Source organism: Paenibacillus pinisoli (assembly GCF_003605435.1).
In the GTDB taxonomy this organism is placed as follows: Bacteria; Bacillota; Bacilli; order Paenibacillales; family Paenibacillaceae; genus Pristimantibacillus; species Pristimantibacillus pinisoli.
Genome location: NZ_QXQB01000005.1, coordinates 255,844 through 269,073 on the forward strand (window position 1 = coordinate 255,844; position 13,230 = coordinate 269,073).

11 protein-coding genes are annotated in these 13,230 nt (G+C 53.6%); 2 read left to right on the forward strand and 9 right to left on the reverse strand.

Going from position 1 to position 13,230, the window contains the following annotated elements:
- Positions 1-39: 39 nt before the first annotated feature.
- From D3P09_RS22170 to pyk, 3 genes are all read right to left on the reverse strand, one after another.
- Positions 40-306 carry a CD3324 family protein gene (locus tag D3P09_RS22170; protein WP_119799745.1) on the reverse strand — a complete coding sequence of 89 codons (267 nt, stop codon included), beginning with the start codon at positions 304-306 and terminating at the stop codon, positions 40-42.
- Between the two features lie 379 nt (positions 307-685).
- Positions 686-1,654, reverse strand: a complete 969-nt coding sequence (locus tag D3P09_RS22175) for an EamA family transporter (RefSeq protein WP_120113601.1) — start codon at positions 1,652-1,654, stop codon at positions 686-688.
- A 290-nt stretch (positions 1,655-1,944) separates the two neighbouring features.
- Positions 1,945-3,363, reverse strand: a complete 1,419-nt coding sequence (pyk, locus tag D3P09_RS22180) for a pyruvate kinase (RefSeq protein WP_120113602.1) — start codon at positions 3,361-3,363, stop codon at positions 1,945-1,947.
- 106 nt (positions 3,364-3,469) lie between these two features.
- Here pyk and D3P09_RS22185 point away from each other — a divergent pair, with 106 nt between their 5' ends.
- Together D3P09_RS22185 and D3P09_RS22190 are read left to right on the forward strand one after the other, a co-directional pair.
- Complete coding sequence (locus tag D3P09_RS22185; RefSeq protein ID WP_120113603.1) at positions 3,470-4,252, forward strand: helix-turn-helix domain-containing protein; 783 nt, start codon at positions 3,470-3,472, stop codon at positions 4,250-4,252.
- 50 nt (positions 4,253-4,302) lie between these two features.
- Positions 4,303-6,363 (forward strand): molybdopterin-containing oxidoreductase family protein, encoded by a 2,061-nt coding sequence (locus D3P09_RS22190; protein WP_120113604.1) that lies wholly within the window; start codon positions 4,303-4,305, stop codon positions 6,361-6,363.
- Between the two features lie 407 nt (positions 6,364-6,770).
- On the opposite strand, the gene D3P09_RS22195 is transcribed toward D3P09_RS22190, so the two are convergent.
- From D3P09_RS22195 to D3P09_RS22220, 6 genes are all read right to left on the reverse strand, one after another.
- Positions 6,771-7,742, reverse strand: a complete 972-nt coding sequence (locus D3P09_RS22195) for a 2-hydroxyacid dehydrogenase (RefSeq protein WP_120113605.1) — start codon at positions 7,740-7,742, stop codon at positions 6,771-6,773.
- 21 nt (positions 7,743-7,763) lie between these two features.
- Entirely contained in the window at positions 7,764-8,939 is a 1,176-nt protein-coding gene (locus D3P09_RS22200) for a PstS family phosphate ABC transporter substrate-binding protein (RefSeq protein ID WP_243644396.1), read from the reverse strand.
- An 81-nt stretch (positions 8,940-9,020) separates the two neighbouring features.
- Positions 9,021-10,124 (reverse strand): GerAB/ArcD/ProY family transporter, encoded by a 1,104-nt coding sequence (locus tag D3P09_RS22205; RefSeq protein ID WP_120113606.1) that lies wholly within the window; start codon positions 10,122-10,124, stop codon positions 9,021-9,023.
- A 1-nt stretch (position 10,125) separates the two neighbouring features.
- Positions 10,126-10,356: a hypothetical protein gene (locus D3P09_RS22210; protein ID WP_120113607.1), complete on the reverse strand. Its 231-nt coding sequence runs from the start codon at positions 10,354-10,356 to the stop codon at positions 10,126-10,128.
- A gap of 7 nt (positions 10,357-10,363) precedes the next feature.
- Positions 10,364-11,572 (reverse strand): Ger(x)C family spore germination protein, encoded by a 1,209-nt coding sequence (locus D3P09_RS22215; RefSeq protein WP_120113608.1) that lies wholly within the window; start codon positions 11,570-11,572, stop codon positions 10,364-10,366.
- Between the two features lie 9 nt (positions 11,573-11,581).
- Positions 11,582-13,084 carry a spore germination protein gene (locus D3P09_RS22220; protein WP_243644397.1) on the reverse strand — a complete coding sequence of 501 codons (1,503 nt, stop codon included), beginning with the start codon at positions 13,082-13,084 and terminating at the stop codon, positions 11,582-11,584.
- Between the last annotated feature and the right edge of the window lie 146 nt (positions 13,085-13,230).

Here is a 13,230-nt window from a genome sequence, read left to right on the forward strand (position 1 = left end):
CTTTGTATATCGTCCGCTCGAATTGTATCATGTCATCATTCAGCGTGCTTTCACAATAATCTTGCGAATGCTCTCGCTGGACAGATGATACTTGCGCTCCAGCTCGGCTACGGTCGCCCCGTTGCTGTAATGCTGGAATATTTCTTTGTTGCGTTCCGCCAGAAGCTTGCGCGTGCCGCTCACTTCACCCCAGCTTGCGCGCTGGTTGGACGGTTTTGGAATGTAGATCAGATCGCCTTGGATATATTTTTGCAGCTCCAACAGGAGACTAGGGGGAAGCACGTCTCTTCCATTTTTGTAGTTCACGGTATAAGTCCTCCTCAAATAAGTTCAAACGTTTTGCCTGCAGCGTGTCATTCATCATTACAACATTTTCCATGTCTTGCCGCCTCCCTTTCGAATTAGTATTTGGGGTGGTCCCCGTGCTTCTTATGAAGCGTCACTTTTCCATTATAAAGAAAACCAATTTTGAGCACAATCGTTTTTTTACAAATAAAAAGAGGCCCGAAGGCCTCTTCGTTTACGGCGATCTCCGATTAAACGGAGATCACCTCTAAGTTGTGAATCACACGGATCAGCTCCTTTCCTTCACGTAATGCGTCGGCCCGACAACCTAAGTATACTGCCATTGCATGGAAACCAGAAAGGAATAAAACGGGTTAAAAAAAACTTTACCAAATCCGTGTTATGCGCCGATGCCCGTCGAGACTCGCCCGCCGCGCTTTATAAGCTTAGCCAGCTCCGGATACGCTACCCCGGCAAGCACCAGCACAACGCCGGTCCATTGCAGCCAGGATACCTGCTCATGCAGAACGACCGAGGAAAGCAATACCGCTACAGGCAGCTCTGCTGCGCCTAGAATGCCGGCCATCCCCTCGCCGATATGCGGTACGCCATAGGCGAACAGCAGCGGCGGGATGAATGCGCCGAACAGTCCGAGCAGCGCGCCGAATAGGAACAAGCTGCTGAACAGATCTCCGTTCCAGAGAAATTCCGGAGGGAACACGATAAAGACAAATGTCATGCCACCGGCCATCATCCATTTGCTGCGTGTAGCCGGCGGCACTTCAGGAGCCGCCTTGCCGCTGAACAGAATGAACAGCGTGTAGCTGATCGCCGCCAGGAAGCCCAGTGACAAGCCCAGCGGATGGAAGCTGCCTCCTCCGTGCTCCATAATGCCGGCGGCCAGTATTGTGCCGCCAAGCAGAATGATAAGCGTCGTCAGAATTGCCCGGTTCGGGCGCTGTCTCTGTCTGATCGATTGCACCAGCACGCCAATCCACGTGAACTGGAACAACAGCAGAATCGCTAGCGAAGCCGGGATGTAACGAAGCGAGTGGTAATAGACCAGACCTGTAATCGCTGTAGGCAATCCCGCAGCCATCAGCAGCAGACGTGTTTTCCATGTTAATCTCTGCAGGCCTTTCTTCACCGCGCCCGCCTCTGCGCCTTTGCCTGCCGTCACGGCCAGCGCTGCTTTCTTTTGCCTGCGCTCTACAATAGACGCGAACAGCCACGACAGCAAGAAACCGATGAGCAGCTGGCTGCCAACCACTTCTCCCAGCTTGTAGCCTTGCCCGTAAGCGAGCACGACGAATGTGGACAGCACGCCGTAGCTGGCTGCGCCTGCAAATACGGATATCATGTATTTCATGTTGTTTTCTCTCCCTTAGTAATCTATCGCAATAAACTCTCTGAACGCAAAAAAGCTACGGACAGCAAGGTCTGGATGTTCCAGTAGACCTGCCATTCGTAGCAAGGAAGTTAGGCTTCCCGTAGATACCCCCACCCTGTGCCCAAAGCCGTTATGTGGAGTTATACGAAAGGATTGCGTGTATCATAATCCGGCATTACAAGCGTAATGCGAACCTTATCTATTGTGTCACCATGAAGCTTTTCTGTCAAGAGCCGGATGTGCATGACATCGCTTGCTGCTATGGCATGCTACTCCATCTGCTGAATCTGAATCAGATTCGTTGCGCCTGCCCGTCCGCTCGGAATGCCTGCGGAGATAACGAAATAATCGCCGGATTTCAGGAGCTGCGTTCGGGATGCATTGCGTACCGTCGATTTGAACAACGCGTCGGTGGATTCCGCCCATTCGCCCTTCACCGGAACAACGCCGCGCACAAGCGTCATGCGCCGCAGCACATGATCATGCGCCGTGACCGCAATAATCGGCGCCTTCGGACGGTACTTGGATACCATTCGTGCCGTAAAGCCGCTTTCGGTCGGCGTCAGGATCGCTTTGGCATCCAGCTGCAAGGACGAGCTGACTACCGCCTGGCTGATTACTTCTGTCGTAGACGAGGATGGTGCTGTAAGCTTGCTGCGGAACAGCTCCGTGTAGTCGATTGTCGATTCTGCGCGTTCGGCGATCATGGCCATCATGCGCACGGATTCGAGCGGATACTTGCCCGCTGCTGTCTCGCCGGAGAGCATGACCGCATCCGCGCCTTGCAGCACCGCATTGGCCACGTCGCTGACCTCTGCGCGCGTCGGCCGAGGGTTCACCTGCATCGAATCCAGCATTTGCGTAGCAACGATGACCGGCTTGCCTGCCAGATTGCATTTCTGGATCATTTCTTTCTGAATCATCGGAACGTCTTCAGCCGGAATCTCGACGCCCAAGTCGCCGCGGGCAACCATGATGCCATCGGACACTTCGATGATGGCATCCAGATTTTCGACGCCCTCTTCATTTTCAATTTTGGAAATAATCTGAATATGACCCGCGCCTGCATCCTCCAGCAGCTGCTTCACTTGAAGCACATCCTCTGCTTTGCGGACGAACGACATCGCAATCATATCCACGCCTTCTTCCACGCCAAAGGCGATGTGCTTAATGTCACGCTCGGTTACACCTGGCAGCGTCGTGCGGATACCCGGCAGATTGACGCCCTTGCGCGGCTTAAGCGGCCCGCCGTTCAGCACGCTGCACAAAATTTCGGAATCCTCTACCGCATCTACGCAAAGCTCGATTAGGCCGTCGTCGATCAGCACTTTATCACCGGCCTTGACTACCTTCGGCATATCGGGGTAATTGACGGCCACACAGCTGCCATTGCCTGTAATCGGTCTGCTGGTCAACGTAAGCTTATCGCCCGTTTTCAGCTCGTAGCTGGATTCCTCCAATGTGCCGATCCGGATCTCAGGTCCTTTAATGTCCATCATCACTGCTACGACAGCCGATGCCGCCGATGCCGCCTCGCGGATCAAGGCGATGCGCTCGCTATGATCGCTAAGCTCGCCATGCGCCATATTCAAACGGGCAACATTCATGCCCGCATTCATCATTTCCTTCAGTATGGATATCGAATTGCTGGATGGTCCCATTGTACATACAATTTTCGTCAGACTCATGTCGTCATCCCTCCATCTTTGGCTTTGTCCATTGTAGAGGAAAAAGAAGACAACGTACATGCACTATAGTATGATGGTTTTATTATAGTATGATTCGAGGTGTCGTATGCTGTCGTTCGAAGGAATGCGTCAACATCAAGGCATGAACTGGTATGCAGAGCGCCCTGCCGGGGAGAACTATGCCGTTCTAATCGCGATGACATATGGAAAATGCGTCTATTGGATTAATGGGGAAAAGCTCCTGCTGGAGAAGGGCGACTTTATGTTCATCTCCCCCGGTGCGGCTTATTACGGCAAAAGCGTGCCGACTGTATTTCATGAGCAATTTGTATTGACCTTTCGCTTGGAGAAGTCTGCTCTCGATGGGCCATTATCCAGCTCGTTCCCCTTCATCAAGGCCAAAGCCGGATGCTACGATATGGTCATGGAGAGGCTGCGGACCGTATGGAGCGAATGGCAAGAAGGCTTGCCGTATATTCAGCTTCGGGCAGCCGCACTCACATTGGAGGCTCTAGCGTTATGGAGCCGAGAGCTGGTCCGAGGTGAACAGACTGCCGTATCGCAGCACCATACCGAGCGGATGAAAGCCTATCTGCAAGATCATTACCGCGGCAAGGTGACCAAGGAACACCTCGGCGAATGCATCGGCAGATCGCCGAATCATGCCGCAACCTTGTTCCGGCAGGTGACGGGACAGACCATCAGCGAATATGTGCATAGCCTCCGCATGCGCACGGCCGTCTATATGCTGACGGAATCGCTGCTCACCGTATCGGAAATTTCCGATTACTTGGGCTATTCCGACGTCACCTACTTCCAGCGCGTCTTCAAGCGCTCGCTGGGACACTCCCCTTCGGCATATTTAAAAGAGCGCCGCCAGCACGTATAATGAACAGATAGACTATTTAAGACTTAACAAGATTTCGGAGTGATTCTACTATGACTGCTTTCACAGATAACGGCGTCGTACGTTCCGTCTGTCCGTTCGACTGTCCCGATACATGCGGCCTTCATGTCACGCTTCAGGACGGGCGGGTAATCGGCGTTACAGGCGATCCCGATCACCCCGTTACGCGCGGAGCGATATGCAACAAAGTGAGACAATTGCCAGACCGGGTCCACCATCCCGACCGGCTGCTGTACCCTATGCGAAGAACCGGCCCGAAAGGATCACAGCAATTTGAGCGGATCAGCTGGGATGAAGCCTACGAGGAAATTGCCCGCCGAATGGCTTCCGTTCGAGATGAATACGGCGCCGAAGCCATATTGCCCTACAGCTTCTATGGCAATATGGGCGTGTTGAATGCCGAGGGCATGGACCGCCGTTTCTTCCACCGTCTTGGCGCGAGCAAGCTGGACCGTACGATCTGCAATGCTGCCGGCTCCAAGGGCTACAGCTACACGATGGGCGGCTCCATCGGCATTGATCCTGAGGAGACCGTGCATACAAAGCTGTTCCTCATCTGGGGAGCCAATCTGGTCTCAACCAACATGCATCAGACCATGCTCGCTACGGAGGCCCGCAAGAAGGGAGCCCGCATCATTCATATCGACGTGCACCGCAACCGCACCTCCTCCTGGGCGGACGAATTTATTCTGCTCCGCCCAGGCAGCGACGGCGCGCTGGCGCTCGGCATGATGCATATCCTTATTCGCGACGGATATGTGAATGATGAATTTGTTAAGCAGAATACGGTCGGTTATGAGGAACTGAAGCTTGAAGCCGCCAAATATCCCCCTGCGGTGGCTGCGGAACTTACCGGCATTCCGGTCGAGAAGATCGAGGAACTGGCCACCGCCTACGGGACAACCACCCCATCTTTTATCCGCATCGGGAATGGGCTGCAGCATCATGACAATGGCGGCATGATCGTCCGCACCATCGCCTGCCTCCCTGCTCTGACGGGGCAATGGGCCGAAATCGGCGGCGGCGCCATGAAGGGCAACAGCTGGTACTCCCGGATTAACAATGCCGCCATCGAGCGTGAAGATCTGCTGCCCGATCCGGATGTGCGGACCGTCAATATGAATCAGCTAGGCGACGCGCTGACTTCGCTCGAGCCTGCTGTCCGCATGCTGTTTGTCTACAACAGCAATCCTGCTATTGTAGCGCCGGACCAGAGCAAAGTAAGAGAAGGGTTGATGAGGGAGGATCTGTTCACGGTCGTTCACGATTTGTTCCTGACCGACACATGCAAATACGCGGATATCGTACTTCCTGCAACCGCCCATCTTGAGAATTTGGACCTTTATTCCTCTTATTGGCATCATTACGTCCAAATTAGCAAGCCGATCAAGCCGCCTGCGGGCGAAAGCAAATCCAACTTTACGCTCTTCAAGGAATTGGCTCTGCGCATAGGCTTCGAGCCGGAGCTGTTCGACCTGTCCGAAGAGGATATGATTCGCATCGCGCTGGACAGCAGACACAATCCGCTGCTGAAGGATATCACCTTCGAGGCATTAATGGAGCATGATTGGATGAAAGCAAGCGATGGCACCCGCTATCCGAAGACGGACTCCTTGCCGACGCCAAGCGGGAAGATTGAGCTATATTCCGAGTCGATGCGCGGAGCAGGATTGCCGCCGGTAGCGACCTATACGCCGCTTGCCGAGCCGGAGAAGTATCCGTTTCTGCTGACGACCGGGCCTAACCACAGCTATATTAATTCCACATTCGCCAATCAGGCGAAGCTCCAGAAGCTGGAGAAGAAGCCGGTTCTCCATATGCATGCAGATGATGCGGAGAGATTGGAGCTAGTTGACGGAGAGCGCGTGCTGGTCCGTAATGACCGCGGCGAGGTTCGGCTAACGTTAAAGGTTGGCGGAGATGTGCTTCCAGGCGTGCTGGTCACGCAAGGCCTCTGGTGGGATGATGAAGCGGAGGGCTTCAGCGCAGTGAACGCCCTCACGCCGCAGCGACTCGCCGACATGGGCGGCGGAGCTACCTTCTTCTCCAACCGCGTAGAAGTCGTCAAGCTGCCAGCTGCTGATGCCAATTAGAACGATTGGCAGACCAATCTACAGCATTAGCGAGGAGTCTTGAGCTGATTAGGCGAAATAACGGTGCAACGCTGCGAAATTCGTTGTAGTAACGCCACGCGGTGTTATACGCGCTAAGCGGGTGAAATTACGCAAATAGCGGTGTGTAGCACCGTTACAGGCTCGGAATCGCTGAAAATTTCGATGTAGCAAGGCCACACGCTGTTAGACGCGCTAAACGGGCGAAATTACGCAAATAGCGGTGTGTAGCACCGTTACAGGCTCAGAGTCGCTGCGAAATTCGTTGTAGTAACGCCACACGATGCTATTCGCGACAATAGAACGGGGCTGTCCCAAAGTCATTGACGACTTAGGGACAGCCCCTTCTTGTGTAGAACCCATGGCATGCCGCCGATCCGATCTCCAGATCAGTTCTTGAACTCCGGAACGCGATGAGGCGGCTCCTCCCCTTGCAGCGCTGCCACAAGATTGCGCGCAGCCAGCATGGCCATGTCCTCTCTCGTCTTCGTTGTAGCCGAGCCGATATGCGGCAGCAACAACGCGTTAGGGAGCGCGAGCAGCGGATGCTCGGCAGGCAGAGGCTCCTGCTGGTAGACATCCAGGCCGGCAGCTCTGATCGTCCCCTTCTGCAGCGCTTCAATCAACGCTTCTTCATCGATCGTAGCTCCCCGAGAGGCGTTGATGAAGATAGCGGAAGGCTTCATCAAGCCGAACTCCCGCTTGCCTATTAATCCTTTTGTCTCATTCGTTAACGGCGCCAGCAGCACGACATAATCCGAAGCGGATAGCAGCTCGTCGAGTGCCATGTAGGCCGCGCCATATTTCGCTTCGGCCTCCGGCTTGCGGCTGCGGTTATGATAGTTCACCTTCATCCCGAAGCCCAGCGCGGCTCTGCGGGCAACCGCCTCGCCGATGCGGCCCATGCCGATGATTCCGAGCGAGGCGGAATGGACATCGATGCCGAACAAATTGTCGCCGTCTCCCCGCTTCCAGAGTCCGTCCCGGACATAGCGGTCGAGCTCCGCCACTCGGCGGGCGCTGCCCAGCATAAGCGCGAATACAAGATCGGCCACTGTCTCATCCAGCACCTCCGGCGTATGCGTCCCCGTGACGCCATGTCGCTTCATGGCGCCGATATCGAAGTGATTGTAGCCTACGCTGATTGTGCTTACGACTTTGAGCTTCGGCGCTGCCGCCAGCAGCTCATCGTCAATGCGCCTTCCGCTAGTCAAATAACCCTCCGCTGCCGCCAGTCGCTTGTGAAGCTCTCCTCTAGGCACGGTATCCTCTTCCGTCCAGGCATCAACCGTGCAATGCTCACGCAAATAACTCATGACAGCATCCGGAATGGCGCGATCTACAAATATAGTCGGTTTCATGTATGTGCTCCTCTCTAGTTGCTACGGCACGGCAAGCGGCGTATAGCCAGTCTCTGCCACAAGCTTCTGTCCTTGCTCCGACCGTATCCAATTTATCAAGGATTCGACATGAGGATTGCTTGTTCCTGCCGTGATGGCATAGAACGGGCTGCTAAGCGGATAAGCTCCATTTGCGATCGTCTCTCTGGATGGATAGACGCCATCTATCGAAAGCAGCTTGATATCGCCGTTCCCTACCATTTCCGTCGCATAATACAGGAAAGTAAAACCAAGCGCATTCGGATAATTGCGATAGTCTGCCGTGCGCTGGATCATGCCGCCCATACCAGCTGGCACATCATCTCTAGGCGCAGCAGCCAGGCTCCTTCCTTTCATGATCCGCTGAAGCGCCGACTGGCTGCCGCTGCCCTCCGGTCGCTGGAACGCCTTGATCGGGGCAGGCTTGCCGCCAAGTTCTTCCCAATTGGTCAGGTCTCCCGCATAGATATCCTGTATCTGCTCCATCGTAATCCCGCTAACCGGATTGTCAGCATGCGTAAAAAACACAAATGCCTCCTGGCCGATCGGCGTCAGCTTCAATTGCACGCCGGCTGCCAGCGCATCTCCCCTCTGCCGCTCTGAGGGCTCAGCTGCAAAAATAAGATCCGCTTCCCCCGAAATCAGACTGTCGTACGCCTGGCTCGTCTTGGTGGAGCGCACTTCGCTGCGGAGATGATCGTATTCTTTCTCTGGGTACACGGCCATCGCGAATGCCGAATATAGCGGGTACAGCGCCGTAGCCCCATCCATGATAGGCAGCTCGTCTTCAATTCTGAGCGTCGGCGTCTCATTCAGCACCACGGCCTTGGAGCCGCGCACGAACGGCTCATAAGCGGCGAGATCCACTTCGCTTTCCGCAACTTGGGGAATGCTGTCGTGATACAAGCGGTTCATCTCATAGCCGAATATGACAGCGGCAATTATAAGCAGCACTCCCGCCATGCAGCTCCAATAAACTTTGCGCCTCAGCCATTGCCCCAGACCGAGGACCAGCATGACCGACAGCACTGCGCATATGCTAATGATCGTCCAAATATAAAACAAACCGGCGCCTGACAACACAGCAAAGATAAAAACAAAAAAGCCGGCGATCCAGATGAGCGGCACAAAAACCAGCCCCGTCAGCACCCTCGACCAGAATGATTCTTTTGCAGCCAAATCCCCTCACCCATCCCCTCATAGCTATTTTTTCTTTTTCTATCTATCCACTATAAGGAAATATTTAGATGCGGAACAGTACTATTTTGCGCTAGTACCGAGTCCTTTGAACCAGTTCCGCAGAAGGGCAAGCCCGCATAGCAGCATGGGGAAAACAACAAATCCGATCAATATATAGCTGGTTCCTATATTTGCAATAAAGGTGGACACCGTCTGAAAATCCGGCCCTACCCAAAAACATACGAAGAGCAGCAGCAAGCCGACGGGCATGACGATCGCTTCCGGCTTCTGAAGCCGGAATGTATCGGAGATGCCACGAGTGATCGCATAATAATAGACGCTGATTTTGATATATTCGCCTAATACCCATACCATCATCACAATTGCCTCCAAATGCTCAAAAAACTCGGCATAAGCGATATATCTGGCTGCCATTAGCACGGGGTATGTATAGTAGCCGGCGCTTTCCCCTACCAGCATAAAGACGGCCAGATTAGACGCCACCATGACAAACGTGATGCCGGTAACGCACCAGAAGCCCCATTTCTTGATGTTGTTCTTGTCCCGCACCAATGGCAATATATATACTGCCAGCAGCAACTGGCTGAACCAGCCGTCCACCACAAGAGAGCCCTGAAGGACGGGTGCCGGCCCTCTCTCAAGCAGCGGCAGCAGATGGTGGGGATTAAGCTCCGGTATAAGCAGCACGAGTATTAGCAACGTAAATAAAGTAATAATCGGAACAAAAATTTGACCGGTACGCGCAATTACCTCAAATCCCCTTCTTACCGCCCATCCGCATAAAATAAGCATTGTCCCGATAATGACGACAATTGGCGTCTTCAGAAAAAAGTTGGATTCAATAAACTCCGCGTAATCGCGAATGGAAATGGAGACGATGTGAAATTGGAATGCGATGAACAGGATGCTGACCGCTTTCCCTAGATAAGTGCCAAATAGAGATTCCATCAGCCTGACAACGGAACCTTCCGGCGAAAGCTTGAATAATTGGTATGCAAGCCATACAACCAGATAGCCTACAGCCATTCCAATAAGGGGCGTCAGCCACATATCCTTCTCCGACAAACGAGTCGTAATGGACGGCATGAGAAGCACAGTAGAACTGAGCACGAACTGGAACATTATGATGGCCAGCTGGAAGGAAGAGATTTTCCCGTTCAGCATATCAGCTCACCGGCTCCAGAAGCGGCTTCAGCGGCGTCAAGGCCTGCTCCACCCACTCCGTCAGATTAGGCAGCTGCGGATTGATAGCCATGCCTATCGCCAGCGCCAAGCTCAGCGCAAGCAGCATGCCTGCAACCCAGGCCTCCCGTTTTTTCAGGCTGCGCCAGGTGCCGTTAAGAAAACCTAATGCGATGGCGAACAACCAGACAAGCAGCATAAAGGGGATGGACATACGGACATCACTCCATTGGGATGTTGTTGATTTGCTTTACAAGCGCACCGGGTCTGCGAATCTGAAAATTTACACTCGTGTCCGTCTTGATCCTTAGGAACGTCTCGCTCCATTCCGGTTTGGCAGCAGCCCATTGCTTCGGATATTTTCTGCGGAACAGCCTGCTATAGCCCAAAATATCCGATTTATATTTTTGCTGAATGACATTCAGCGATTTGTCGACGTTTTTTTTGATCATCGCTTCAAAAAGATCCTCTATTTCCGTCAGCTGCTCCGGTACGGAATAATCCATCCGGCTGGCGTTCTGGATCAGGTTCCCCTCACATTCTATGATCAGCTCCATTCTCCACTCGCCGCTGCTGTCGATTTTGGGGATAAGCTTGGACTTGCTTGCCGTTAAATTCACAGCAACAGTCTCATCCTTCGCCACAGCTGCCGTCAATATCGTACTGGCTTTGATCTGATTCGTAATCCAGAAGTATCCATGGGTCAGCTCATTGTCCAGGCTGCCGATCATACGGCCTTTTTTGAATATGGTAAGTCCTCTAAAATAAGGAACGTTGGCATTGCGCAGATGCTTCTTCTCCGACATGACGGCACTGGTCAGAATATACGGCACCGTATAGGTCTGCTCCGGCGTCTCCACGATCTGCTCCATCACGGTCTTCAAATCCACATCGATGCTGACCTCCGTCTTGGACAGCTCCGTCAGCGCCTCCATCAAGTTCTGGTCCAGCCTGGGTATTACGCCCATCGTATCGATCGCTTTCCCTTGCGTCACATATATATTGGTCCGCTCTCGTGCCCGAACATACCTGAGGAAAAAGTCGAGATCGTCATTGAAGCCGCGCTCCGCTCGTTCTTTCCCAAATACATAGACATTGTTATGGCCCCAGTACAGCCTGCGAGACAGCCTCTTCTGGAGCTTCGACATCGCATCAGCCATCGAGGACCCTATGGCGCTGGATACGAGAATGTTGCCGTTTTTGCTCCCGGAATCCATTCCTTCTTGTCCGCCGCCAGATTCGTTATTGTCGGGAGCAGGGAGATAGATTTCCACAGACAGCTTCACCTTGTTATTCTCTTCCTGGTCGATGCCGGCCCCCAGAATGATGGCAATGTCATTAACTTCAATTCGGTCCCAGCAGCCTGTAAGCAGGGCTATTGCAGCGATTGACGCTGCCGCGCGAATGAGATAGCGCATTGGTATTGTCATAGCCGCATCTCACTCCTGTTTTCGATGCAATTTAGAGACATGCATGCCCGGTTTGCTGCGCCAGCTTCCCCCGCTTTTCGTCAGCCTCGGCCGCTTTCGCGGAAGCCAGGCGGGCGGACGCATCACGACGTCCGTCCATTCTCCGACCATCATTGGCGCGATGGGAGACAAATACGGCAGTCCGAATGACCGCAGCGAACAGAGATGAATCGTTATGCCGATAATCCCCATCAGCAGGCCAAGCAGGCCGAATATGCCGGCCAGCAGCATCATCGGGAATCGAAGCAGTCTGATGGAGATGCCTACCGAGTAATGCGGCAGCAAGAATGAGGCAATCCCTGTAATCGCGACGACCATGACCATGGGTGAAGAGACCAGCCCGGCTGAGGTTGCGGCTTGGCCGATGACCAGCGCCCCAACGATGCTGACGGCTGCGCCAACCTGCTTGGGCAGGCGCACGCCGGCTTCTCTCAGCGCCTCGAACATCGTCTCCATCATGAATGCTTCCATCAGGGCAGGAAACGGAATCGATTCCCGCGACTTGGCGATGCTAAGGAGCAAAGCGGACGGCACCATCTCGTGATGGTAGGTAAGCAAAGCAACGTAACCGGATGGGACAAGCAGCGCAATGAAGAAGAAGGAATAACGGAGCCAGCGTATCGCCGTAGCGATGAGGAAGCGCTCATAGTAATCTTCCGGCGATTGCAGCAAGGAGAACAGGCTGACGGGCGCAATCAAGGCCATAGGGGTATTGTCTGTCAAAATCACGATACGGCCCTCGAGCAGGCCGGCTGCCGCTGCATCCGGCCGCTCCGTGCATAGCATCTGCGGGAACGGAGAATACGGCTCGTCTTCGATATATTCCTCGATTGTGCCGCTCTCCAGCACGCCGTCGATCTCGATCATGCCAATGCGGTCCTCTACCTCCTTGACCAGCTCCGGCGCCGCCAATCCTTCAATATAGGCAATCGTAATATGCGATTTTGTCAACCGGCCAACCTCAATTCCCCTCATCTTCAGCTTTTGGCTTCTCAGCCTTCGCCGGAGCATTGCCCGATTGTCGACCATGCTCTCTGTGAATCCTTCGCGGGGACCGCGAATGACGGATTCCGCAGCGGGATCCTCGATCGCTCTCTTCCGCCATTCCGCCAAGGAGAAAGCGTAGCCGCGGTCGATTCCGTCGACAAGGAGAATAACGCTGCCGGACGAGATATGATCGACCAGCTCTTCCATCGAGGATATTTCTTCGGAGCACACACCTGCAACTCTATATTGAAATTGCTCCTGCAAGGAGCCGTTATCTTCATGGAAGCTCCAACCAGCCATTTCTTTGCGGAGCTCATCCATTCGGTCCTCATGCGTCAATCCGCTGAAAAAAACAAACATGCCGGGCAATTGCTCGCCAATCCTGAAGTGATACATTGAAGCATCGCTGCAATCATGCAGGAAATGCTTTAACTTCTCCCGCGATTCTTCAATATTGGCGGCCAGTGGCGTTTCATGGTCATTCATAGACATCCCCCTTGTTTCGCGGGTGAGTTGGACGTCCTTATCTTTTGCCAATACCTTCTTTTTTATCCTTATCCCTTCCATGGCGAGCATTTCCGCGAAAGATGGGCGTGCAAGCTGGAGAACTTAATAAAGCCTGATTTGCGAAG

Excerpts from the sequence above, each read along its gene's own strand:
- D3P09_RS22175 (WP_120113601.1), bottom strand. The coding sequence starts at position 1,654 with ATGAAATACATGATATCCGTATTTGCAGGCGCAGCCAGCTACGGCGTG.
- pyk (WP_120113602.1), bottom strand. The coding sequence starts at position 3,363 with ATGAGTCTGACGAAAATTGTATGTACAATGGGACCATCCAGCAATTCG.
- D3P09_RS22185 (WP_120113603.1), top strand. The coding sequence starts at position 3,470 with ATGCTGTCGTTCGAAGGAATGCGTCAACATCAAGGCATGAACTGGTAT.
- D3P09_RS22190 (WP_120113604.1), top strand. The coding sequence starts at position 4,303 with ATGACTGCTTTCACAGATAACGGCGTCGTACGTTCCGTCTGTCCGTTC.
- D3P09_RS22195 (WP_120113605.1), bottom strand. The coding sequence starts at position 7,742 with ATGAAACCGACTATATTTGTAGATCGCGCCATTCCGGATGCTGTCATG.
- D3P09_RS22205 (WP_120113606.1), bottom strand. The coding sequence starts at position 10,124 with ATGCTGAACGGGAAAATCTCTTCCTTCCAGCTGGCCATCATAATGTTC.
- D3P09_RS22210 (WP_120113607.1), bottom strand. The coding sequence starts at position 10,356 with ATGTCCATCCCCTTTATGCTGCTTGTCTGGTTGTTCGCCATCGCATTA.
- D3P09_RS22215 (WP_120113608.1), bottom strand. The coding sequence starts at position 11,572 with ATGACAATACCAATGCGCTATCTCATTCGCGCGGCAGCGTCAATCGCT.
- D3P09_RS22220 (WP_243644397.1), bottom strand. The coding sequence starts at position 13,084 with ATGAATGACCATGAAACGCCACTGGCCGCCAATATTGAAGAATCGCGG.